The sequence below is a fragment of the Paenibacillus sp. FSL W8-0194 genome (assembly GCF_037969745.1).
Classification (GTDB): Bacteria; Bacillota; Bacilli; order Paenibacillales; family Paenibacillaceae; genus Paenibacillus_AQ; species Paenibacillus_AQ cookii.
In genome coordinates this window covers 4,981,526-5,002,885 of sequence record NZ_CP150205.1, presented here as the reverse complement: position 1 = coordinate 5,002,885, position 21,360 = coordinate 4,981,526, and the positions used below count along the sequence as shown (strand labels likewise).

25 protein-coding genes are annotated in these 21,360 nt (G+C 53.9%); 21 read left to right on the top strand and 4 right to left on the bottom strand.

Annotation, left to right across the window (positions count from 1 at the left end):
- Positions 1-40 precede the first annotated feature (40 nt).
- The 3 genes from MKY58_RS22940 to MKY58_RS22930 all read left to right on the top strand — a co-directional run bounded on the left by MKY58_RS22940 (position 41) and on the right by MKY58_RS22930 (position 2,742).
- Positions 41-1,117 carry an LLM class flavin-dependent oxidoreductase gene (locus MKY58_RS22940; RefSeq protein ID WP_339322259.1) on the top strand — a complete coding sequence of 359 codons (1,077 nt, stop codon included), beginning with the start codon at positions 41-43 and terminating at the stop codon, positions 1,115-1,117.
- 172 nt (positions 1,118-1,289) lie between these two features.
- Positions 1,290-2,126 (top strand): DUF2785 domain-containing protein, encoded by an 837-nt coding sequence (locus MKY58_RS22935; protein WP_339322258.1) that lies wholly within the window; start codon positions 1,290-1,292, stop codon positions 2,124-2,126.
- Positions 2,127-2,181: 55 nt separating this feature from the next.
- The gene (locus MKY58_RS22930) at positions 2,182-2,742 is read left to right on the top strand and encodes a DUF4256 domain-containing protein (protein WP_339322257.1); all 561 of its coding nucleotides are present in this window, start codon (positions 2,182-2,184) and stop codon (positions 2,740-2,742) included.
- A 265-nt stretch (positions 2,743-3,007) separates the two neighbouring features.
- Here MKY58_RS22930 and MKY58_RS22925 read toward each other — a convergent pair whose 3' ends face one another.
- Positions 3,008-3,745: an alpha/beta hydrolase gene (locus MKY58_RS22925; protein WP_339322256.1), complete on the bottom strand. Its 738-nt coding sequence runs from the start codon at positions 3,743-3,745 to the stop codon at positions 3,008-3,010.
- A 220-nt stretch (positions 3,746-3,965) separates the two neighbouring features.
- Between MKY58_RS22925 and tsaE the strand changes: the two genes are divergently transcribed.
- From tsaE to tsaD, 4 genes are read left to right on the top strand one after another with little or no spacing between them, the layout of a single operon-like run.
- Positions 3,966-4,451, top strand: coding sequence for a tRNA (adenosine(37)-N6)-threonylcarbamoyltransferase complex ATPase subunit type 1 TsaE (gene tsaE / locus MKY58_RS22920; protein ID WP_212950278.1), 486 nt, complete (start codon positions 3,966-3,968; stop codon positions 4,449-4,451).
- A complete protein-coding gene (gene tsaB / locus MKY58_RS22915; RefSeq protein WP_339322255.1) occupies positions 4,448-5,218 on the top strand; it encodes a tRNA (adenosine(37)-N6)-threonylcarbamoyltransferase complex dimerization subunit type 1 TsaB in 771 nt (256 codons plus the stop codon). The genes tsaE and tsaB overlap by 4 nt, the downstream gene beginning before the upstream one ends.
- A 16-nt stretch (positions 5,219-5,234) precedes the next feature.
- Entirely contained in the window at positions 5,235-5,753 is a 519-nt protein-coding gene (gene rimI / locus MKY58_RS22910) for a ribosomal protein S18-alanine N-acetyltransferase (RefSeq protein WP_339322254.1), read from the top strand.
- Positions 5,753-6,802: a tRNA (adenosine(37)-N6)-threonylcarbamoyltransferase complex transferase subunit TsaD gene (tsaD, locus tag MKY58_RS22905; protein ID WP_339322253.1), complete on the top strand. Its 1,050-nt coding sequence runs from the start codon at positions 5,753-5,755 to the stop codon at positions 6,800-6,802. Before rimI ends, tsaD begins: the two co-directional genes overlap by 1 nt.
- 517 nt (positions 6,803-7,319) lie before the next feature.
- Here the strand turns inward: tsaD and MKY58_RS22900 are convergent.
- Positions 7,320-9,269, bottom strand: a complete 1,950-nt coding sequence (locus MKY58_RS22900) for an ABC-F family ATP-binding cassette domain-containing protein (RefSeq protein ID WP_339322252.1) — start codon at positions 9,267-9,269, stop codon at positions 7,320-7,322.
- A 392-nt stretch (positions 9,270-9,661) separates the two neighbouring features.
- Between MKY58_RS22900 and MKY58_RS22895 the strand changes: the two genes are divergently transcribed.
- From MKY58_RS22895 to MKY58_RS22860, 8 genes are all read left to right on the top strand, one after another.
- Positions 9,662-10,306, top strand: a complete 645-nt coding sequence (locus tag MKY58_RS22895) for a 5-formyltetrahydrofolate cyclo-ligase (protein ID WP_339325233.1) — start codon at positions 9,662-9,664, stop codon at positions 10,304-10,306.
- On the top strand, positions 10,287-10,763 hold the full coding sequence (gene moaC, locus MKY58_RS22890; protein ID WP_036709134.1) for a cyclic pyranopterin monophosphate synthase MoaC: 477 nt from the start codon (positions 10,287-10,289) through the stop codon (positions 10,761-10,763). The genes MKY58_RS22895 and moaC overlap by 20 nt, the downstream gene beginning before the upstream one ends.
- Positions 10,764-10,790: 27 nt before the next feature.
- Positions 10,791-11,276, top strand: a complete 486-nt coding sequence (locus MKY58_RS22885) for a MogA/MoaB family molybdenum cofactor biosynthesis protein (protein WP_036709137.1) — start codon at positions 10,791-10,793, stop codon at positions 11,274-11,276.
- 148 nt (positions 11,277-11,424) lie between these two features.
- On the top strand, positions 11,425-11,694 hold the full coding sequence (locus tag MKY58_RS22880) for a twin-arginine translocase TatA/TatE family subunit (protein WP_339325232.1): 270 nt from the start codon (positions 11,425-11,427) through the stop codon (positions 11,692-11,694).
- 86 nt (positions 11,695-11,780) lie between these two features.
- Complete coding sequence (gene tatC / locus MKY58_RS22875) at positions 11,781-12,557, top strand: twin-arginine translocase subunit TatC (protein WP_339322251.1); 777 nt, start codon at positions 11,781-11,783, stop codon at positions 12,555-12,557.
- Positions 12,558-12,939: 382 nt separating this feature from the next.
- Positions 12,940-13,221, top strand: a complete 282-nt coding sequence (groES, locus tag MKY58_RS22870; protein WP_036709147.1) for a co-chaperone GroES — start codon at positions 12,940-12,942, stop codon at positions 13,219-13,221.
- A gap of 59 nt (positions 13,222-13,280) precedes the next feature.
- Positions 13,281-14,900 carry a chaperonin GroEL gene (gene groL / locus MKY58_RS22865; RefSeq protein WP_339322250.1) on the top strand — a complete coding sequence of 540 codons (1,620 nt, stop codon included), beginning with the start codon at positions 13,281-13,283 and terminating at the stop codon, positions 14,898-14,900.
- A 248-nt stretch (positions 14,901-15,148) separates the two neighbouring features.
- Positions 15,149-15,301, top strand: coding sequence for a hypothetical protein (locus tag MKY58_RS22860; RefSeq protein ID WP_212950249.1), 153 nt, complete (start codon positions 15,149-15,151; stop codon positions 15,299-15,301).
- A 54-nt stretch (positions 15,302-15,355) separates the two neighbouring features.
- Here the strand turns inward: MKY58_RS22860 and MKY58_RS22855 are convergent, their stop codons facing one another.
- Complete coding sequence (locus MKY58_RS22855; protein ID WP_036709159.1) at positions 15,356-15,583, bottom strand: hypothetical protein; 228 nt, start codon at positions 15,581-15,583, stop codon at positions 15,356-15,358.
- A 140-nt stretch (positions 15,584-15,723) separates the two neighbouring features.
- On the opposite strand from MKY58_RS22855, the gene MKY58_RS22850 reads away from it, so the two are divergent.
- The gene (locus MKY58_RS22850; RefSeq protein WP_212950282.1) at positions 15,724-15,912 is read left to right on the top strand and encodes a YwbE family protein; all 189 of its coding nucleotides are present in this window, start codon (positions 15,724-15,726) and stop codon (positions 15,910-15,912) included.
- Between the two features lie 84 nt (positions 15,913-15,996).
- Here the strand turns inward: MKY58_RS22850 and MKY58_RS22845 are convergent, their stop codons facing one another.
- Positions 15,997-16,911, bottom strand: a complete 915-nt coding sequence (locus MKY58_RS22845) for a LysR family transcriptional regulator (RefSeq protein WP_339322249.1) — start codon at positions 16,909-16,911, stop codon at positions 15,997-15,999.
- Positions 16,912-17,039: 128 nt separating this feature from the next.
- Between MKY58_RS22845 and MKY58_RS22840 the strand changes: the two genes are divergently transcribed.
- From MKY58_RS22840 to MKY58_RS22820, 5 genes are all read left to right on the top strand, one after another.
- Positions 17,040-18,524, top strand: a complete 1,485-nt coding sequence (locus MKY58_RS22840) for a UbiD family decarboxylase (RefSeq protein WP_339322248.1) — start codon at positions 17,040-17,042, stop codon at positions 18,522-18,524.
- A complete protein-coding gene (locus MKY58_RS22835; RefSeq protein WP_036709164.1) occupies positions 18,521-19,132 on the top strand; it encodes a flavin prenyltransferase UbiX in 612 nt (203 codons plus the stop codon). Before MKY58_RS22840 ends, MKY58_RS22835 begins: the two co-directional genes overlap by 4 nt.
- A gap of 85 nt (positions 19,133-19,217) precedes the next feature.
- Entirely contained in the window at positions 19,218-19,625 is a 408-nt protein-coding gene (locus MKY58_RS22830; RefSeq protein WP_212950252.1) for an exosporium protein C, read from the top strand.
- A gap of 248 nt (positions 19,626-19,873) precedes the next feature.
- The gene (locus tag MKY58_RS22825; RefSeq protein ID WP_339322247.1) at positions 19,874-20,263 is read left to right on the top strand and encodes a YmaF family protein; all 390 of its coding nucleotides are present in this window, start codon (positions 19,874-19,876) and stop codon (positions 20,261-20,263) included.
- Positions 20,264-20,550: 287 nt separating this feature from the next.
- Complete coding sequence (locus MKY58_RS22820; RefSeq protein WP_339322246.1) at positions 20,551-21,303, top strand: glucose 1-dehydrogenase; 753 nt, start codon at positions 20,551-20,553, stop codon at positions 21,301-21,303.
- Positions 21,304-21,360 lie beyond the last annotated feature (57 nt).

Genomic DNA, 21,360 nt, shown 5'->3' with positions numbered 1-21,360 from the left:
ACGGCCAGAAGTGGTCTGGCCTTAAGGGGGCAGGGATCTCATGAAGGTCGCATTATTCAGCTTGATGATGAATATCCCCAATGCCGTTACCGGCGAAACCTGGACGGCGCAGCAAAAGTTCCGGAACGTCATTCGCCAGGCGGTCCTTGCGGAAAAGCTCGGATTTGACGCTTACGGCGTCGGCGAGCGGCACGGCGCGCCGTTCCTATCCTCTTCCCCGCCTGTCGTTCTGACCGCCATTGCGGCCCAAACGGCCCGCATCCGCCTGCTGACTACGGTGACGGTGCTGAGCGTGCTGGATCCGGTCCGGGTCGCCGAGGATTATGCGACGCTGGACCATCTGTCCGGGGGCCGTCTGGAGATGATTATCGGAAAGGGCAACGACCCGCGGCATTATCCGCTTTTCGGCATTACGGAAGAGGAGCAGTGGGAATCGATGGCGGAGCGTTACCGGCTGCTGAAACGATTATGGTCGGAGGAAAACGTATCGTGGGAAGGCAAATACCGTCCGCCCTTGGAGCAGGTGACGACATACCCCAGGCCTTATCAGAAGGCGATACCGGTATGGCACGGCAGCGCGTCCAGCACGCTTTCGACGGAGCTGGCGGCACAGTTCGGGGAACCGATTTTCTCCTCGAATTCGTTCCATCCGCAAGCCAAATACAAAGCGCTGATCGACCATTACCGCGAGCGGCTTGCCCATTACGGGCATGATCCGGCGCGCGCCGTCGTCGGTGCCGGTTCGGGCAGCCTGTATCTCGCAGCGACGACGGAGGAGGCGATCCGCCGTTATCGGCCGTACTACAATGCATTCAGCGCGACCGAATCCTCGAAGCATAACCAATCGCCTTTCGTCAGCCTGGAGGACATGATCGAAAACGGACCGGCTTTGATCGGCAGCCCGGAGCGGGTCATCGAGAAGGTGTTGAATTACCACGAAGCGTTTGGTCATCAGGTGCTGAGCATCAGCGTCGACGGACTGGCCGAATCGGAGCAGGAGGAGCAGCTGCAGCGTTTTGCCGAAGACGTGCTGCCCGTGCTCAAGCGGGAAATTCCAAGCGAGGTATGGGAGCGCGGTACGGTTTTGGCGGAAGAAGGGAAGGCGGTCGTTTCATAATTGGATACCATCAAAGGGCCCGCGGCGATTCGCGGGTCTTTTTAGGCATTTTTTATGATATTCGAGGGGGATGCCCGGATAGTTTTTTTTCTTTTGCGATTAAATCTCCCTAAAATGCGAAGGACAAATCAGTTACACTATTCGTATAGCGGATAAGAGAGGGAGGAGTGGAATGAACGAGGAAGAAGCGAAGTTAAAAACGACATTGCTGCATTTGCGGGCTGGCCGGAAAGGAACCGGGGATGATCTGCACCCGGAACAGCTGCTTCCGGACATGTTGAACCATATCGGCAGCACCGATCCAGAACTTAGGGACGATTTGATCTACAGTACGATTTGCCGCTGGACGAAGCAGCGGAACATTTCCCCTGAAGCTATGCGCAGGCTTCTTGTTTCCGCAATGGATGAGGATCATCTGTTTTTCGGGATCGGGGAAAAGGGGACCGATTCGGTATTTACCCGGTCTTTTTCGGCGCTTATTCTCCCCGTAGCGGTGTATATGCATAAACAGACCCCTTTTTTGCAGAAAGATGAATTGCAGGCCATGAAAACAAAGCTCATCCAGTACCTGGATTCGGAGGAGGATTTGAGAGGCTACGTGGAGGGGAAAGGCTGGGCTCATGCGGCGGCGCATGCCGCGGACGGCATCGAATCGCTTGCGGGATTGGAGCCAATGACGGGCTCGGATTTGCTGAGGATGCTGGAAGCGATCCGAAATAAGGTTTGCATCGGCAGCTACCTGTATGTGAACGATGAAGACGAGCGCTTTGCCGACGCGGCAGCGGTCATATTGATGCGCAACGCCTTGGCGGACGATGATATTGCAGACTGGATATGCAAGATTGCCTATGTCCCTTTGGCCGGCAGCATGACGGAGAACGAGACATTGCGGGCCAACACGAAGCATTTTTTGCGAAGCTTGTATTTCAAAATGCTGAAAGAACCAGAGTTGCTTAAGTATTCGTCTTTTCTATTGAAGCAATTAAATGAGAGGGACAGATACGCATAGATAGGAAGGAGTGTCAGTTGAACGAGACAGATCAAGCGAAGGGGAGGATTGGAACATGACCAAGATTGAGTTATCGCCGGATCAACGCGAAGGACTGCTCAAAACATTAAAAGCCCGTTTCGAAAAAAACATGAGCCGCCATGCGGGTCTTGAATGGGCCGGCGTACAAGCAAAACTCGAAGCAAATCCGGACAAGCTGTGGCCGCTCCATGAAATGGAAGCAACCGGCGGAGAGCCGGATGTTGTGGGTTATGACAGCAAGACGGGCGAATACATTTTTTACGATTGTTCGACCGAAAGCCCGAAAGGCAGGAGAAGCGTTTGTTACGACCGGGAAGCGCTGGAGTCCAGGAAAGAACATAAACCGAAAAACAATGCTGTCGACATGGCCGCTGCCATGGGCATTGAGCTGTTAACGGAAGAACAATACCGGGAACTGCAGCAGCTGGGCAATTTCGATATGAAGACGTCGAGCTGGGTGCTGACCCCCGAAAGGATTAGAAAACTCGGCGGGGCCCTCTTTTGCGACCGCCGCTACGACACGGTCTTCGTGTACCACAACGGGGCAGAATCCTACTATGCGGCAAGAGGGTTCCGCGGCTCGCTAAGGGTCTGAATGTTGGCGGCGGGTCTGCGCTGCCGTCCGCAGGTCAACCGGTACGATCAATGGAAAAGGGAATGTATTAGAGAAGGTCTTTTGGAGACGTTCTCTTTTTGTTTGGCCTGATCAGAAATAAACTCCAGTTGCGGAGTTGGATGCTTAAGAGAGTGCTCGGCTCCATGAAGCTCCTCTCGCCTGACGGCAGTACAGCGCGCATCATGGAACCTTCGCATTTGGAACCGGCGCCTCGACACAATGGCTTCGGAGCCGCCGGATGATTTCACGACGCGGGGAGCCCGCCAAGAAACCGGAGAAGAATCGCGGACAGCTCGTCGGGATGGCTCAGCATCGGCATATGCCCCGAATTTATAGCCGCAGTCTTGCAGCCGTCAAGGTTTCGGATCATCCGTTCCTGCAGCTTTGCCGGGAGTTCCCGATCCTGCTCAAGTCTGACGTATAGCGAGGGAATTCCGGCAGGCCAATGAGCATTTATTTTATCCGTATAGATGCGAAGGGGCTCAGGCGTGAAATGCTTTGCGATCTCCGCAGCCTGTTCCGGCGACAGGTCGCTGCACAGGCTTTTGCGAATCACCTGCTCCGGCGGCATCGTTCCGAACGCGCGCATTAATGTCGCCATGAGGATGCGTTGGGCCGGCGGGAATACGGAAAGAAAGGAACCGCCGTCCGCAGGGATGACCGCACCAACCGCCGCCAAACCGGCCACCTGCTCCCGGCGGTCCGCGGCAATCCGCAATGCGGGAACGCCGCCGATCGAATGCGCGACGAGGATAAAGCGCTCCACGCCCCAGCGATCGATCTGGTTGTTGATGTCGGCGATGTAGTCATGAAGCGACATCTTTTGCCTAATGGCATCTTCGGCTTGGCGAAAAGGAAAATCGATCGACAAACAGGGAACCGGAAGCCGATCCATGACCTGGTTCCAAATACCGCCGTTTAATCCGGCGCCGTGAATGAATACATATCCGGTTTGGGAGCCGGAATTATCGAATTTTTTCATAAAAAAGTCCTCCTAAGCATGTTGGGTTTGGTGATGGGTCAATCCTTTGTTAACATCATACGACCGCTTCCCTGACAAAACCGGTCAGTGAAGTTCGGCCATGCCGAAAATCGGGAAGATGGTCCCGTCCGTCCTTGCGGCAGCGAATACAGACCGATATAATTAAGGACAAGTTCATGCAAGGAATTGAAACCGAAGGTGGGTCAAGGTATTGGAACAGATTCAAAACGGGGAACCGTTTGTGTATACCTCTCTTCGTCCGCAGGATACCGAAGCGCTGGCGGCATGGCTGGCAAAAGCGGCGGTTCCCGGGACGGTCATCGGATTGGACGGAGATTTGGGAGCGGGCAAAACCGCTTTTTCGCAATTTTTCGCCAAACATTTGGGCGTAAAGGGCGTCGTCAACAGTCCGACCTTTACGATCATTAAAGAATATGAGGGGCGCCTGCCTTTCTACCATATGGATGTGTACCGGGTGTCTTTGGAGGAAGCGGAGGACCTGGGGCTTGACGAATATTTTTACGGCAGCGGGGTCAGCCTCGTCGAATGGTCGCAAATCGTCCGGGAGCTGCTGCCGGAGCAGCATCTGCATTTGTATATCGAGACGGTCGGCGAGACGGAGCGGAAAATTACGTTGCAGGGCTTTGGGCAGCCATATGAGGAATGGTGCGGAAGCCTGAAACAGAATGGAGTCTTTCAGGAATGAATCAACCACAAACACAGCCGCTGAAGCGGTTTTTGGCGTTGGATACGTCGACCGCTTGCCTTGCGCTGGCGGTGATGGAAAACGATAAGGTGCTTTATAAGATCAAGGCTGCGGGAGAACGGAACCACTCGGTGCATTTGCTGCCGCTCGTTCAAAAAGGTCTGAGCGAAGCCGGAGTGGACGCATCCGCTTTGAACGGGATTGCGGTAGGAATCGGGCCGGGTTCGTATACGGGGACGCGGATTGCGGTGACGGCCGCCAAGACGTTGGCATGGGCGTGGAACATTCCCGTCGCGGGCATTTCCAGCCTGCACGCCCTGGCATGGAGCGGCCTTCTGACGGCGGCTGCAGCAAGCACGGGCATCAACTGGGTGATCCCGATGATGGATGCCCGTCGCGATCAGGCGTACACGGCATTGTTTCGGGCCAGAGGCACAGAGATGCCGGCGCGCCTGCAAGAAGACGCCATTCGTCTGATGGAAAACTGGGTCGGCGAAATCGAGCGGATCTGGAACGAAACGCCGGCGGAGGAACAACCGGATGGCGTCTGGTTCGTCGGGGATGCCGGAAAACACGAACCCGCCATCGAACGTCTGCGCGCCCTGCTGGGAGACCGTCTTCATACCGCCGCTTGCGATATGGAAGGGGAACCGGTGGGCCGTTTGGGGTCTGACCGGCTGATGCAGGGAATCACCGACGACGTGCACGCGCTCGTGCCGAATTATACGCAGCTGGCGGAAGCTGAAAAGCTCCTGCGGAAGCCGTGAAGGGAGTTCGATAGTCATGGAGCAGGAGATGTATCCGAATCACGAAGGATTGTCCTTCCGCCAGATGGCGGTGGACGATATCCCGGATGTCATGGTGATCGAACATGAATCGTTTACGCTCCCCTGGACGGAGGAAGCATTCCGAAACGAGCTGACCCAGAACCATTTTGCTCGATACATGATCATGCAATATTTGGGACAGCCCGTAGGGTATGCCGGCATGTGGACCGTGATCGACGAAGCGCATGTGACCAACATCGCCGTTCTGCGGGCGTACCGCGGGCGGAAATGGGGGGAGCGTCTTTTGCGCGAACTGATGAAAACCGCCTCAGATCTGGGCATGCAGCGGATGACGCTTGAAGTCAGAGTGTCGAATGAAGTTGCGCAGAATTTATATCGTAAGCTGGGATTTAAGCCCGCAGGTCTCCGCAAAGGTTATTATTCGGACAACCAGGAGGATGCTTTGATCATGTGGGCGGATCTGCCTGAGCGCGGCAGCGCGCAGGGAAGTAGGGAAGGAAGCGAAACGTACTGATGAGTGAAATTCATAACGAGTTGGAATCCTGCTATATATTGGCGGTCGAAACCAGCTGCGACGAGACTTCGGTGGCCGTCGTCAAGGACGGCAAAGAGGTTCTCAGCAACTTGATCGCCAGCCAGGTCGAAACCCATAAAGCCTTCGGCGGCGTCGTACCCGAGGTTGCTTCGCGCAAGCATGTCGAAAATATTACGCTGATGCTGGAAGAAGCGGTGCGCAAAGCCGGCATCGGCCTAAACGATCTGTCGGCAATCGCCGTGACGCAAGGGCCGGGGCTGGTCGGCGCCCTGCTGGTCGGCGTCGTCGCGGCTACGAGCCTGTCGCTGGCGCTGAACAAGCCGCTGATCGGCACCCATCATATCGCCGGGCATATTTATGCCAACCGCCTTGTGGCGGATTTGGAATATCCGTGCATGGCATTGGTCGTTTCCGGCGGGCATACGGAGCTTGTCTACATGAAGTCCGAAGGAAACTTCGAGGTGATCGGTCGGACCCGGGACGATGCCGTCGGCGAGGCGTATGACAAAGTCGCGCGGGCGATCGGATTTCCGTACCCCGGCGGGCCTCACGTGGACCGTCTCGCCCTGGAGGCGGAGGAGGCGGTGGATTTGCCGCGGGTATGGCTGGAGTCGGATTCCTACGATTTCAGCTTCAGCGGCTTGAAATCCGCGGTGCTGAACGTCGTCAACCAGCGTAAAATGCGCGGGGAGCCTATTCTGGAAAGCGCCATAGCGCGCGGTTTCCAGGAATCGGTCGTCGAGGTGCTGGTCACGAAGGCCATCCGGGCGGTCAGAGCCTATGAAGCCAAACAGCTGCTGCTCTGCGGCGGCGTCGCCGCAAACCGCGGGCTGCGCAAAGAACTGGAGCGGCAGTGCCGCGAGGAAGGCATCGAGCTCATCATTCCGCCGTTCGAATATTGTACCGACAACGCAGCCATGATCGGCGCTGCAGCCTATTTGAAGTGGAAAAATGGGCAATTCGCCGGTTTGGACCTGAAGGCGATGCCGCAATTTTCGCTTGAAGCATGGTCGGTTCAGGAGTCCTGATCGAACTAGTCCGGGAAACGCGGCTGCCTGCTCCAGCGCGGTACAGTCTGCAGGCGGATGAAGATGAAGATCGGCAAGAAGCAGCGATATAGCACGGCAGCTCATGGCCCGTACTTGGCAACAAGTACGGGCTTTTTTTGCAGCATTCGACAAAGTTTTTGTCAAGTTGTGGACAAGATTATCCACATATTCAAGTAAATTTGTGTACAAACCCGTTATGGATGCGAAATCCGTTGATTTCAAAGGGTTTTGAAAACGTGGATATGATTTTCATTTAGGACCCTTAAAAACTGTGGATAATGTGGATAGTTTAGTGGATAATAGTGGATATTCATTAAAAAGATGAATTTAATCCATAAAAAACGGCCCTGAGGGCCATTTTTTCAACCAGGTTATGCACCGTTTATGTGGATAATCCTGTGAATAATTGAATTGAACCGAAATTTAAAAAGTTTTGTGAATTTGACAAATTAAATTTTGTTGATCTCAAAGACCTAATCAAAAAGTCCTGGCCGCATTAATCGGCGGCAAGCAGCTCCCATTCGGCAAAAGCTTCATCAAGCTCTTTTTTCTTGGCTTCCTGTTCCTGCTGATGTTTTTGCAGAGAGATATAATCCTGATACACCTCGGGTTTCGTCATCTCGGCCTCCAGCCCGGAAATTTCCGCTTCCAGCTGCTGGATCCGTTCCTCGAGCGCGGCGATTTTACGCTGGCGGCTGCGTTCCTCCCGTTTGGCCTGCTTGTCGGCCTCAAAGGTGTTGATGCCCGGTTTGCCTTCGGATTCCGCAGCATTCTCCTGTTTTTGCGTCCGGTTTCCGGCAGCTTCAAGCGCCTCCTGGGACAATTCCTCAAGTTCCTGCTTTTTGGCGGTATAATCGTCATAATTCCCCAGGAAATGCTCCACCCCTTGCGGATGAAGTTCGATAATCCGTTCGGCCATTTTGTTCAGGAAGTAACGGTCATGCGAAATGAACAGCAGCGTGCCCTCGTAGTCCATCAAAGCCGATTCGAGCACCTCTTTGCTGAACAAATCGAGATGGTTGGTCGGTTCGTCGAGGATGAGCATGTTGGCTTCGAGCAGCATCAGTTTGGCCAGCGCGACCCGCGCTTTTTCGCCGCCGCTGAGCGCCGCGATTTTTTTCAGGACATCCTCGCCGCTGAACAGGAAGTTCCCGAGAACGGTCCGGATGCGGGCCTCCTCCATATGAGGGTAATGGCTCCACAGCTCTTCGAGCACCGTATTGGAGGGATTCAGGTTTGTTTGCTCCTGATCGTAATAACCGATCTTTACTTTTGTACCCCATTGGATCGTGCCTGACGCAGGGCGTTCGCTTCCGGTCAGGCATTTGAGCAGCGTGGACTTGCCGATGCCGTTCGGGCCGATTAAAGCGACGGTTTCCCCGCGATGCAGATCGAACGAGACGTTTTGGAAAAGATGATGGGGCGGCGCAAAGGAAACGGCAAGGTTTTTGACCTGCAGCACGTCTTTGCCCGACATGTATTCGACTTCGAACGAAAAGCTGGCCTTTTTCAAGTCGCCGAGCGGCTTGTCCATCCGCTCCATCTTTTCGAGCGCCTTGCGCCGGCTTTGCGCCCGTTTGGTGGTCGAAGCCCGCACGATGTTTTTCTGGATGAACTCCTCCATGCGCGCGATTTCGTCCTGCTGCTTTTCGTATTGCTTCATGGCCGACTCGTATTCCGCCGCCTTCAAATCGATGTAACGGCTGTAATTGCCGGTGTAGCGCTTCGATTGGTGCCGTTCGATTTCAACGATGGACGTCACGAGCCGGTCGAGGAAATAACGGTCGTGGGAAACGACGAGCAGCGCGCCCGAATAGGAACGCAAATAATCTTCGAGCCACGTCAGCGTGGCGATATCCAAATGGTTGGTCGGTTCGTCCAACATGAGCAGATCGGGAGCTTGCAGCAGGATGCGCGCCAGCGCAAGGCGCGTTTTTTGGCCGCCGCTTAAGGTCGAGATCGGGGTGTCCGGCGCAAAGCTGCCGAAACCCATCCCGTGCAGCACGCTGCGGATGCGCGTCTCCATCTCGTAGCCGCCATGGTCCTTGAACCAGTCGGAACGGACGGCATAACGGTCGAGCAGCTCCTGATATTTTTTGGGATTCTCCATGAGGGCGGGATCCGCGATTTGTTCCTCCATCTGCCGGAGCTCTTTTTCGGTTTCGATCAGATGGGCGAATACGTTCATCATTTCTTCCCAGATGGTGCGGCCGGATTGCAGTCCGCTGTTTTGCGCGAGATAGCCGATGGTCGTTTCTTTGGCTTTAAAAATTTGTCCGCCGTCATAGGACATCTCGCCGGCAAGGATTTGGAGCAGGGTGGATTTGCCGGCGCCGTTTACGCCGACCAGCCCCACGCGATCCCTCTCCTGAATCTGCAAATTAATTCCGTCAAGTACGGGCTCCACACCGTACAATTTTTTGATTCCACTTGCTTGAAGCAGCATGAGCTGTAAACCTCCGTCTATAGATCATTGTCGTATTTGCTTGGTATTTTGCTTTTGGAAAAACTTTTGTTTTGGATGTTGAATGGCACGCGGCAGGCGTTGTTCATTCGAATGGCTTCATATAATTTCAGTTTACATTAAATATGAAGAATTCGCGACATAAGGGCAGGACTTCGGGGTTATCTTGGCGAAAATGGAGCAACAGTGGTAAACTAAGAGCAAAATGGACGCAAAGTTCATCAAGCGGCTGAAGCGGCTGCCAAATGTAGATCGATGGCGGTGTGTCGATGCTATATATGGTGCCATGGCCGATCTTGATCTTTGCGCCGCAGAAAATTGAAATGAAATTGCAAACATCTGAAAAATGGATAAGGAAGGCAGCTGTTGACGTGATGAACGGGGAACTGGAAAGGATGCGGCAGCTGAAAGCGCAGCTTCGCGCCCGCATGTCCCGGATTCGCGGCAGCCTGCCGCCCGAGCGGCATGCAAGCTTGTCGGGGCGCGCATGCGGTCACGCAGCCGCCTGGCTCACCGGGGAGCAAATCCGGAGCATGCTCATTTACGTGCCGTTCCGCAGCGAGCTGGACACGAAACCGCTTGTCGAAGCGGCATGGCGCGCGGGCATCGACGTTTATGTGCCGCGATGCCTGCCGGAGGACCGCTCGATGACGATTCACCTGCTGCAGCAGTGGGACGAGCTGAAAACCGGCGCATACGGCATCATGGAGCCCGATCCGCGGCGCCGTCCGGCCGAAGCGGATGACTTCGTGCCCGAAGCGGTGATCATGCCGGGACTCGCTTTTGATCTGAACGGGGGAAGGCTGGGTTACGGAGGGGGCTACTACGACAGGCTGCATGAACGTTTTTCGGCAGGGGGCAAGCGCCGCGGTCCAAGATGGGCCGGCATCGGCTTCGGCGAGCAAGTGGTGGAGCAGGTTCCGATGGAAACGACGGATGCGCGTCTTCAGGTTCTGATTACGGAACAAGGTGTACGCAAAATGAACGGGGAGGCTGAAGATGGAACTGACGCATTTTAACGAACAAGGCAGAGCCAAAATGGTGGACGTATCGGACAAGGACATCACGTCGCGCACGGCGGTCGCGCAAACGGCGGTTAAAATGGCGCCCGAAACGTTATCCCGCATTAAGGCAGGAAAAATCGGCAAGGGCGACGTACTTGCGGTCGCTTCCGTCGCCGGCGTGATGGCGGCCAAAAAAACGTCCGATTGGATTCCGATGTGCCATCCGCTGCCGCTGACGGGCATCGACATCCATTTTTCCGACAACGGCATCGATGAGTTATATATAGAAGGAACCGTGAAAACAACCGGCAGGACCGGCGTCGAAATGGAGGCGTTGACCGCCGTTTCCGCAGCCGCCTTGACCGTCTACGATATGTGCAAAGCGCTGCAAAAGGATATGGTGATCGGACCGACGATGCTGAAGTCCAAAACCGGCGGAAAAAGCGGCGATTACGTACGGGAATCTGAATAAAGGATGAGCAGGAGGAGGGGTGATCTTATGGTGTGGAAAACGGCGATCTTGACGGCAAGCGACAAAGGCTCAAGAGGTGAGCGCGAAGATACTAGCGCCCAGGTCATCCGGGAGCTGGTGGAGGAGGAACTCGGCGGGGAGATTGTGGAGTACCGCATCGTCCCCGACGAACAGGATGAGATTATCGCATCGCTCATTGAACTCACAGATTATTTTCAGGCGGATTTGGTGCTGACGACGGGGGGAACGGAACTGGCCATCCGCGACGTCACCCCGGAAGCGACAAGACGGGTCATTGAACGCGAAGTGCCGGGCATGGCGGAAGCGATGCGGGCAACGGTCATGCAGAAGAACCGGGCGGCCATGCTGTTCAGAGGCATCGTGGGCATTCGCGGCCGGACGCTGATCGTGAATTTGCCGGGAACGCCGAAAGGCGTGCATGAAAATTTGGCGGCGATCATGGACCAGCTGCCGGAGGCGCTGCTGATGGTGACGGGGCAATTCCGTCAGTAAACCTCCCGCATGCTATTTCCAAAATTGTCACACTTATTTGATATTGTTGAGATTTGAGTTATGGTATGATGTCTTTGTGGCAGAATTATGTCCGAATTTGACGTCGTGATGTTTTATTGATAGAGGACAGAGAGGAGAATTCGAAATGCTGAACGGTATTGGCGTGCCGGGAATTATATTGCTGGTGATTTTGGCCTTGCTGTTATTCGGGCCGAACAAGCTTCCTGAGCTCGGACGAGCCGTGGGACGCACTTTCCGGGAATTCAAAGACGGTGCCCGCGATATTATTGCAGAGGATGACGAGTCTTCAAGCAAAAACGAAAAAGCCAAACCGCTGGCTGCTGCTTCTAACGAAGAGCAAGCGGCTGCTCCGGCAACTTCCCAAAGCACAACAGACAACAAACGTCTTCCGGAATAGGTTTAGGAAAGAGGACTTTGGAATCCCTTCCGTGCGGGGAGGGATTTTGTTTTGTCCGCAGGCAGAAGAGATAGGACGGTGACCGTATGTCTGATAAACAGGAAGAAATGTCGATTGTCGAACATCTCGGGGAGCTGCGCAGGCGGATCATTTACGTTTTGGCCGTTCTTTTGCTCGGCCTTGTCATCGGCCTCGTTTGCGCCAACCCTATTTACCAATATCTGGTCAGCGTGGACTCGGCGAAGAATTTTCAGCTTCATGCATTTGCGTTCTGGGACGGCATCGGCATGTACATGAAAATCGCCATGGTGGTGGCGCTTGTCCTGACCATCCCGTTTACGGCCTACCAGCTGTGGGCGTTCGTCAGCCCCGGCCTTAGGGAAATCGAGCGCAAAGCCGCGCTGCGTTACGTTCCGTACGTCTTTATATTGTTTTTGGCCGGCATTGCCTTTGGTTATTACGTGGTGTTTCCGATGGCGCTGGGCTTTACGACGACCATCACCAAAAATATGGGACTGACCGAAACGTACGGCATTTCCCAATATTTCAATTTCATGTTTACGCTGGTGGTGCCGATCGCCCTGCTGTTTGAGCTGCCGCTGATCGTGATGTTTCTGACCAAGCTGAGAATATTGAACCCGCGCAGGCTGCGCAAGATGCGGAAGGTGTCCTATTTTGCGCTGGTGTTCATCGCCGTGGTCATCACGCCGCCGGATTTGATCTCCGATTTTCTCGTGACGATCCCGCTGCTCCTTTTGTACGAATTCAGCGTGTATTTGTCATCCGTGGTCTACCGGAAGCAGCTTGCGGCCGACGAAGCCATCGAAGCGCGGTACAAGCAGGAGGAAGGCGACCCGGAATAACCGATTGCCGAAATCCGCAGGAACATAAAGAGCGTTCTTCCCCGCAAGGGAAGCAGGCTCTTTTTTTGTTTCTTGAATCTTTGGAAACGGAGGCTGCCTTTTTCTGAATGTTGTTTTCGCTTTCCGGCATATTTTCAAATCCGGTGGATAGAATGATGGAGTATGCCCTGAAAACGCTTTGGACAGGCTCTGGACAAGCTTGCCGGAGGCGGTTTGAAAAAGTGCGGGTTTCTTTGAAAAATCAATCCAGAGGACTTGAAATCTGCGCTCAAGTTGAGTATCATAAAAGTGGTTGTTAGCACTAGACGTTGTCGAGTGCTAATACATACCGACAACAACGCCGTTACAGAAACACAACATATTAACAAGGAGGCTATTTTTCATGATCAAACCTTTAGGTGACCGCGTATTGGTAGAACCGATCGCACAAGAGGAAACGACTTCATTCGGGATTGTCCTTCCGGACTCCGCAAAAGAAAAGCCGCAAGAAGGCAAAATTATCGCTGTCGGCGGCGGAGCGGTGAAAGACGGAGTGCGCGTTCCTTTGGAAGTTAAAGAAGGCGACCGCGTTCTGTTCTCCAAATATGCCGGAACGGAAATCAAATACGAAGGTAAAGAATATCTGATTATGAAAGAAAGCGACATTCATGCAATCGTAGGCTAACGGCCTGAACATAGCAATATCGAAATACAACAATATATTTGTGGGAGGTTTTTATCAACATGGCAAAAGATATCCGTTTCAGTGAAGACGCGCGCCGCGCGATGCTGCGTGGGGTAGACGCTTTGGCGAATGCCGTAAAAGTGACGCTCGGACCTAAAGGCCGCAACGTCGTTCTCGAGAAAAAATTCGGAAGCCCGCTCATTACCAATGACGGCGTGACGATCGCAAAAGAAATCGAACTGGAAGACGCTTTTGAAAACATGGGCGCCCAGCTCGTTAAAGAAGTAGCTACCAAAACGAACGACGTTGCCGGCGACGGTACGACGACTGCAACGGTTCTGGCTCAAGCGATGATCCGCGAAGGCCTGAAAAACGTAACGGCAGGCGCTAACCCTATGGTCGTTCGCAAAGGGATCGACAAAGCGGTGAAAGCGGCCGTAACCGAACTGAAAAACATCGCGACTCCGGTGAACGACAACCAAAAAATCGCTCAAGTTGCCGCAATCTCCGCTGCCGACGACGAAGTGGGCAAACTGATCGCCGAAGCGATGGAAAAAGTGGGCAAGGACGGCGTCATCACGGTCGAAGAATCCCGCGGATTCAACACCGAAATGGAAGTCGTGGAAGGCATGCAGTTCGACCGCGGTTATGTATCTCCATACATGATCACCGACACGGACAAAATGGAAGCCGTTCTCGACAATCCATACATCCTGATCACGGACAAAAAAATCTCCACAACGCAAGAAATCTTGCCGCTGCTTGAAAAAATCGTTCAACAAGCCAGACCGCTTGTAATCATCGCCGAAGACATCGAAGGCGAAGCTCAAGCGATGCTGGTCGTAAACAAACTGCGCGGAACGTTCAACGCCGTTGCCGTCAAAGCTCCTGGATTCGGCGACCGCCGCGAAGCGATGCTGCAGGATATCGCTGCCCTGACCGGCGGCCAAGTGATCACCGAAAAACTCGGTCTCGACCTGAAGAGCGCTACGATCGAGCAATTGGGTAATGCACGCCAAGTGCGCGTAACGAAAGAAAACACGACGATCGTGGACGGAGCCGGCGACAAAGCCGACATCAACGCTCGCGTGAACCAAATCCGTGCGCAGCTGGAAGAAACCACTTCCGAGTTCGACAAAGAAAAACTGCAAGAACGTCTGGCTAAACTGGCTGGCGGCGTAGCAGTCATCAAAGTCGGCGCTGCAACCGAAACCGAACTGAAAGAGCGCAAACTGCGCATCGAAGACGCCCTGAACGCAACCCGCGCTGCGGTTGAAGAAGGTATCGTTTCCGGCGGCGGTACGGCCCTCGTGAACGTATACAACGCTGTGGCTGCCGTTGACGTGACCGGCGACGAAAAAACAGGCGTCAACATCGTGCTTCGCGCTCTGGAAGAGCCAATCCGCACGATTGCCGCTAACGCAGGCCAAGAAGGTTCCGTCATCGTGGAACGCCTGAAAAAAGAAAAAGTGGGCGTAGGTTACAACGCCGCTACCGACGAGTGGGTGAACATGTTCGAAGCCGGTATCGTCGACCCTGCGAAAGTAACGCGTTCCGCTCTGCAAAACGCAGCTTCCGTAGCGGCTATGTTCCTGACTACCGAAGCGGTCATCGCCGACAAGCCTGAACCGGAAAAACCAGCTATGCCTGACATGGGCGGCATGGGCGGCATGATGTAATAAAAGGCCCTAAAAGCCTGTAATACAAGTGTTTTAAAGGCTCCCGTACGGGAGCCTTTTTCATTTTTTGGGAGCGTTCGTTTCGATTCGAATTCCAAATGTCACGGTCCAGGCAACGCTTCGATTGGATCTGCATACAATAAAACAGACGGCAGCCCTTGGATCTGGGCTGTTACCGAAATGCCCTTTTGAATAAGATGGGAGCGGCGGCAATGAAACATTCAAGGCTGAAGCGAGGTGCAGGACCGATGGCAAAAAAGAAGAAAAAAAAGACGCAACGCGAAGAGCCGGGGGGCAACCATATTTTGCTGCAAACCCAAGTGCTTCTCCTCCTCACCTCCATCTTTAGTTTGTCCAGACGTTTGATTTTATTGGCGGCGAAGGACTCGAAACCGCGTTAAGTATTTTCGTCGCTTTAAAATGATCAAGCCGCCATTATGGCGGCTTTGCTTGTTTTAGATGCGGTTTTCCCCTTTTTGAATCCATTCGCCGAATTGCTTCATGGCTTTTTCGCTGTGAACGTATTTATACGTTTTGCCGTCCTCGTAATGAAAGATTGCGGCGCTGTCCTCATCGCCTTCGATTTCGGATGATATCGAAAGAATGCGTCCGACATCGAGCAGCTTGAAATTGCCTTGTTCATCTTCGGCCGGAATGGCCTGTAGCTTTTGTTCTTCTTCCATGTCCATGAAGCCTCCATCAGTCGATTTGTCTCTATTGTACCCGAAATGAACAACCGATTGCATTTGTGCTATGATGGAAGGTAATACTACGCAGGTTGATATGAGACAGAGAGGGCAGTGATATAAACGTGGAACCGCATATGATCCGGGCGAACATCAAACCGGGAATGGCCGTGGAAGTCGTCAAAAAAGAGGACCAGCGCACAGGCAAACGCACGCAGGGCGTCGTCCAAAGGCTGCTGACGAATTCCCCCAACCATCCCAGAGGGATCAAGGTAAAGCTCACCGACGGAACGGTGGGGCGCGTGCAGAATATTTTGGAGTCTTAAGACCCTAGCCAAAAAAGCAACTTAAAGAAAGACCTTTCGCAGCTTCATGCGGAAGGTCTTTTTGGATGCGCCTGGTTTGGATATCTAGCGGTTGAAACGGCTGCTCGCGATGGATTCAATGAGCAGTTGCTTGAAATTTCGGGCCGCCTTAGAGAGATAGGGGTCCTTCAAAGTAATGATGGCGGTATCGGATGCGATCAGCGGAGCGATTTCGGCGTAAGGAACCGGCTCCCGCCGGAGCAGCAAAGCCGATCGGGGAACGACCGCGATGCCGATGCCGGATTCGGCGAGAAGCATCAGCGTGGACACGTCCGGGCTCTCGCAAACGATATTCGGTTCGGTCCCTTCGATTTTGCAAGCATCCGTAAACCGGTGGTACACGCCGTAGTCCCCTTGACCCCGCAGGATCAGCAGGGGATGGCGGCATAACTCCGCCAAAGAAACGCTGCTTGCCTGGAACGGTTCCCAGCCGCTCGGCGGGACGGCCACTAACGGTTCCGTCTGTAAGCGGTGAATCGCTACGTCAGGGGTTTGGGCGGCCAACTCGGATTGCAGCGGAAGCCGAACCAGGCCAAGTTCAATCGTCTTGTTCTGCAGCAGCTGCTCTACCCGGTAAGAATCGTCTTCCCACAGCTGAAAGGAAACCAGCGGATAGGCCTCCTGAAACTGCTTAATGACGGAAGGCAAGTAAGGAACGCAGGACATGACCGTGCCTATGGAAAGCTTGCCCCTCATCCCTTTATGTTGTTCCTGGATTTCCGCGACCATGCCGTCAATCGAATGCAGCACCTCTTTCGCGCGTTTGTACAACGTCCACCCGGTCGGGGTGATTTCGAACTTTTTGTTCCCGCGGTCGATCAAGGTTACGCCCAATTCTTCCTCTAAGGATCGAAGCTGGAGGCTGAGCGGGGGCTGGGCGATATGCAGCCGCTGCGCGGCACGGGTAATTTGTCCTTCTTCGACGATGGTCACGAAATATAACAGTTTTTTTAAATCCATGCTGTTTCCTCTTCTAACAATATATTTTTTATATGTTAACCAACATTAATATATATTTTACATATAAAAAGTGGCGGGTGTAAACTTTTCATGCAGATTATTTTAGAGTACGCAGGAGGTTTAAGCCGATGGAAGCCATCAAGAAATCTTATATGAGTTTTCGGGAATATATCGATGCATTGAAACGGTTTGGAGATGTGTTCACGGTCGACCAGGAAGTGGATTGGAATTTGGAAATGGGGGCCATGATCCGGTATGCCTATGAATTGCCGGCCCCCGCGCCGCTATTTTGCAACATCAAGGACAATGCTTCCGGGTTTCGGGTGCTGGGAGCGCCGGTAGGGCTGAGCCCGGGTAAACGTCATCCCTTTTTGCGAATCGCGCTTTCGCTCGGACTTCCGGCGGAAACGGGAATGACGGAGCTGGTCGAAGCATGGTCCTGCCTTCCTGAAGTGACGCCGGTGCCTCCGCAGGAAGTGGAGGATGCGGCTTGCAAGGAAAATAAGCTTTTCGGGGACGACATCGATTTGACGAGTCTTCCGGTTCCGTACCTGCATGTAGGCGACGGCGGCCGTTACATTAACACATACGGCATCTTGATCGTACGCAGCCCGGACGGTTCCTGGGTCAACTGGTCGATCACCAGGGTCATGCTGCACGGCAAACGGACGATGGCCGGCGTCATCGTGCCCTCCCAGCATATCGGCAAAATATACGGGCAATGGAAGGCGCTGGGGCAGCAGATGCCTTATGCCCTTTGCCTCGGGGTGGACCCGGGAATCGCGATGATTGCGGGATATCCACTGCCTGACGATACCAATGAGGCCGAAATGTTAGGCGGATGGTACGGTAAGCCGCTTGACGTCGTCCGCTGCGAAAGCCATGACCTGACGGTTCCGGCGAACAGCGAAATCGTGATCGAAGGTTTTGTGTCTTTGGATGAAACGGTCCCCGAAGGCCCTATGGGGGAATACGCAGGATATACCTGGGTGGGGCACCAAAAGGAAGTTCCGTGTTTCCATGTGACGGCGATGACGCACCGCCATGATCCGATCATGCCGGTCGTGGCCGCGGGCATGCCCCCGGAAGAGAATCACACGAATTGGGGCGTTGCGATCGCCGCAAGCATTCAACATGAACTGCGACGGCATCGATTGCCTGTTCGGCGCTGTTTTATTCCCTTTGAGTCTGCCGTCCATTGGCTTGTCGTAACGGTAGACTCCGCCGCGGAATGCGCCGATCGGCACGAACTGGCCCGAAGCATCGGCGAAGCGGTGTTTGCCTGCCGCGGAGGGTCGTACATTCCGAAGGTAATCGTCGTGGGCGACGATATCGATCCAAGCCGGATCGAACAGGTGGTATGGGCCTTGGCCACCCGCAGCCATCCGGACAAAGCCATTGTTTTTCCGGATCAGCCTGTATTGCCGCTTGTGGCTTACCTGGATCAGAGCGAGAAGAAGAAAGCCGCAACGACGAAAATCGTATATAACTGCCTGTCTTCGGATGAGTGGCCTGCGGGCTATGCGCCGCTTCAAGCCTCGTTTTCGGGTTACCCGGAAGAAATGCAAAGACGCGTCCGGGACATATTTGAAAAGGCCGGGAACGTAAAATGAAAATCATTGTGGGAATGTCCGGGGCGACGGGGGCCATTTTCGGGATCCGATTGCTTCAAACGTTAAGAGAGGCCGGCGTTGAAACGCACGCGGTCATTTCGCCCTGGGCGGCGGCAAACATTCAGTATGAAACCTCCTATACGTCCAAAGAAGTGGAAAAGCTTGCGGATGCGGTCTACGGATACAAGGATTTGGGAGCGGCCATTTCCAGCGGCTCGTTCCAGGTGGATGGAATGATCGTGGCGCCGTGCAGCATGAAGACATTGGCTTCGATCCGAATGGGCTTAAGCGACAATTTGCTGACCCGGGCGGCGGACGTCATCTTGAAGGAGCGGAAAAAGCTGATCCTCCTGGTGCGCGAAACGCCGCTGAACGATATCCATCTCGAACATATGCTGGCGTTATCCCGAATGGGAACGACGATTATGCCGCCCGTCCCGGCATTTTATAACCATCCGGCCACCATGGACGATATGATCACGCACATTGTGGTCCGAACGGTGGATCAGCTGGGGATGCATCTGTCGACGGATAAGCGATGGCAGGGAATGAAGCGGGGGAGCCAGACCGCAGAGCAGGGAAAGCGGGAGGATTCTATCAAAAAATGATATAAATGCATCGGTTGTCTTGTCCATACCAACTCTATCACTCCGACATAGAATGAACTATCTTTCGAAAGGAGTTGATAGAGCAATGACTCAGCAACTGATCGCTTATAACGCAAGCGTGCCGACGCCGGTGACCGACGGTGTTTCCATTCCGATCCCGATCACTCCGGCAGGCGTGGGGATTGCGCATTTCCAATTAACGGTTCCAGGCGTTCCGAATTTCGTGGATCTGAAAGCCGTGGTCGGCATCCGCGGAGATACGGGGACGGGAAGCGTATTGTTGCGTATCTTCCGGGGTACGAATGTCATCTACTATGCTCGGCAAGGCTTCGAGGCCGGATTTGAGAGATATTACCTCATTCCCGTCCAATTCACCGATGCCAACGTAGCGCCAGGCGTTCATGATTATACGCTTTCGATTGAAAACCTGACGCCCGGCACGAGCGCAACGGTCATCGGACCGATCGCGTTCAGCGGATTCATTACGACGTAATCCGTCAACGTAAAGACCCTATCCACCAAGGGATTGTCCCCTCAGCAAAGCTGCGGGGGGACGGTCCTTTTTCTTTTTTCTGAAAGATGCCGGGCTGGAAAATTCCCTTTGGAAAAGATGGAATGCCGGAACAAGCCATCGACATATATTGAGGTATTCAGCTTTATTATGCGGGCAATCTCCGGCGCTTGCGGAACGGAGGCTGTCCCATCTGCTGTCATGCCAATTTTAAGGTGTAGGGTGGTTTCATGGAGGTTCCGATCACGGGGTTTATGGTTCACTCGGATGACGGCTCAGGGCATTCGCACAGTCTTTTTATTACGTCCTGGGACGGGAGGCCGGTCCGAATGCATGTGCATCCGTTTGCGGGGGAGACGTCCGTCGACGTCGGGCACTATCACCGCTATGCGGGGAAAACGGACCCGGATCCAAGCGGCGTGCAGCATGTCCATAACTATTACGTGGAAACGACGGTGGACGATCAGCATGCGCACGTGATCAGAGGAACGACGGGACCCGCGGTTCCGCTGCCGGGAGGAGGACATTACCATCTTTTCGAAGGATATACGACCGTAAACGGGAGAATTCCGCACGCGCACCGGTATCAGGGAAAAACGGGGAATGAAGCGGCATATTGAAACAAGGAATCGATCAAATTGAGCGGCCGGCGAAATGCCGGCTTTTTTCGTGCGCCTGCCTAATCGACATTTTCCTTCGACATGTATTACTTTCATCGTATTTGCGACATTCCTTTGCGAAGTGTCCATAAATCGTCAGAAACAAAGAAACTGTCGGTTGCCATTTTATTTGGAGCTACTATAATGGAATTGCGACATAATGTCGATAAAACGACTTGTTGTCAATGAAATGTTCATTATGATTCTTTTGAGTTGTTGCTTTTATTCTGATAAGGAGGCAAAAACATATGGGGCGTTTGGACGAAAAAGTAGCGATTATTACGGGGGCCGCTTCCGGGCAAGGCGCCGTGGAAGCCAAGCTGTTTGCCAAAGAAGGGGCAAAGGTGGCAGCGACGGATATCAACGAGGAGGCGCTGCAAGCGGTTATCGCCGAAATTAAAGCGGCGGGAGGCGAAGCGATCGCCGTCAAACATAACGTCGTGAGCGAAGAAGATTGGAAAAACGTCATCGAAAAAACGGTCGAAGCTTTTGGAAAGGTGGATGTTCTGGTGAACAACGCGGGCGTGGCGCCGGCAACGCCGCTGCTGAATACGACGCTTGACCAATGGAAAAAGGTGATGGACATCAACGCGACCAGCGTATTCCTCGGAACGCAAATGGTGGTGCCGGAAATGCGCAAAGCGGGCGGCGGCTCGATCATCAACATTTCTTCCATGGCGGGCATCGTGGGTACGGGAGCGGCCAATGCTTATCCGGCATCCAAAGGCGCGGTCCGTCTCTTTACGAAGGCGTCCGCGGTCGAGTTTTCGAGAGAAAACATCCGCGTGAACTCCGTGCATCCCGGCGTCATCGAAACGGCCATGACCAAGGATATTTTGGCAGACGATCATTACAGCGCGCCGCTGAAAGCCGCAACCCTTCTCCCTCGTTGGGGGCAGGCGGAGGATGTGGCGTACGGCGTATTATTCCTGGCGTCGGACGAGTCTTCCTTCGTAACGGGTTCCGAGCTTGTCATTGATGGCGGATATACGGCGCATTAATTGATTTGAGGCAATTCGCCAATTCATAAAAAGGCGGTCCTTATTCCCTATGGGAGT

Coding starts and splice junctions, on each gene's coding strand:
- MKY58_RS22940 (WP_339322259.1), top strand. CDS start 41: ATGAAGGTCGCATTATTCAGCTTGATGATGAATATCCCCAATGCCGTT.
- MKY58_RS22935 (WP_339322258.1), top strand. CDS start 1,290: ATGAACGAGGAAGAAGCGAAGTTAAAAACGACATTGCTGCATTTGCGG.
- MKY58_RS22930 (WP_339322257.1), top strand. CDS start 2,182: ATGACCAAGATTGAGTTATCGCCGGATCAACGCGAAGGACTGCTCAAA.
- MKY58_RS22925 (WP_339322256.1), bottom strand. CDS start 3,745: ATGAAAAAATTCGATAATTCCGGCTCCCAAACCGGATATGTATTCATT.
- tsaB (WP_339322255.1), top strand. CDS start 4,448: ATGAATCAACCACAAACACAGCCGCTGAAGCGGTTTTTGGCGTTGGAT.
- rimI (WP_339322254.1), top strand. CDS start 5,235: ATGGAGCAGGAGATGTATCCGAATCACGAAGGATTGTCCTTCCGCCAG.
- tsaD (WP_339322253.1), top strand. CDS start 5,753: ATGAGTGAAATTCATAACGAGTTGGAATCCTGCTATATATTGGCGGTC.
- MKY58_RS22900 (WP_339322252.1), bottom strand. CDS start 9,269: ATGCTGCTTCAAGCAAGTGGAATCAAAAAATTGTACGGTGTGGAGCCC.
- MKY58_RS22895 (WP_339325233.1), top strand. CDS start 9,662: ATGAACGGGGAACTGGAAAGGATGCGGCAGCTGAAAGCGCAGCTTCGC.
- moaC (WP_036709134.1), top strand. CDS start 10,287: ATGGAACTGACGCATTTTAACGAACAAGGCAGAGCCAAAATGGTGGAC.
- MKY58_RS22885 (WP_036709137.1), top strand. CDS start 10,791: ATGGTGTGGAAAACGGCGATCTTGACGGCAAGCGACAAAGGCTCAAGA.
- tatC (WP_339322251.1), top strand. CDS start 11,781: ATGTCTGATAAACAGGAAGAAATGTCGATTGTCGAACATCTCGGGGAG.
- groES (WP_036709147.1), top strand. CDS start 12,940: ATGATCAAACCTTTAGGTGACCGCGTATTGGTAGAACCGATCGCACAA.
- groL (WP_339322250.1), top strand. CDS start 13,281: ATGGCAAAAGATATCCGTTTCAGTGAAGACGCGCGCCGCGCGATGCTG.
- MKY58_RS22860 (WP_212950249.1), top strand. CDS start 15,149: ATGGCAAAAAAGAAGAAAAAAAAGACGCAACGCGAAGAGCCGGGGGGC.
- MKY58_RS22855 (WP_036709159.1), bottom strand. CDS start 15,583: ATGGAAGAAGAACAAAAGCTACAGGCCATTCCGGCCGAAGATGAACAA.
- MKY58_RS22850 (WP_212950282.1), top strand. CDS start 15,724: ATGATCCGGGCGAACATCAAACCGGGAATGGCCGTGGAAGTCGTCAAA.
- MKY58_RS22845 (WP_339322249.1), bottom strand. CDS start 16,911: ATGGATTTAAAAAAACTGTTATATTTCGTGACCATCGTCGAAGAAGGA.
- MKY58_RS22840 (WP_339322248.1), top strand. CDS start 17,040: ATGGAAGCCATCAAGAAATCTTATATGAGTTTTCGGGAATATATCGAT.
- MKY58_RS22835 (WP_036709164.1), top strand. CDS start 18,521: ATGAAAATCATTGTGGGAATGTCCGGGGCGACGGGGGCCATTTTCGGG.
- MKY58_RS22830 (WP_212950252.1), top strand. CDS start 19,218: ATGACTCAGCAACTGATCGCTTATAACGCAAGCGTGCCGACGCCGGTG.
- MKY58_RS22825 (WP_339322247.1), top strand. CDS start 19,874: ATGGAGGTTCCGATCACGGGGTTTATGGTTCACTCGGATGACGGCTCA.
- MKY58_RS22820 (WP_339322246.1), top strand. CDS start 20,551: ATGGGGCGTTTGGACGAAAAAGTAGCGATTATTACGGGGGCCGCTTCC.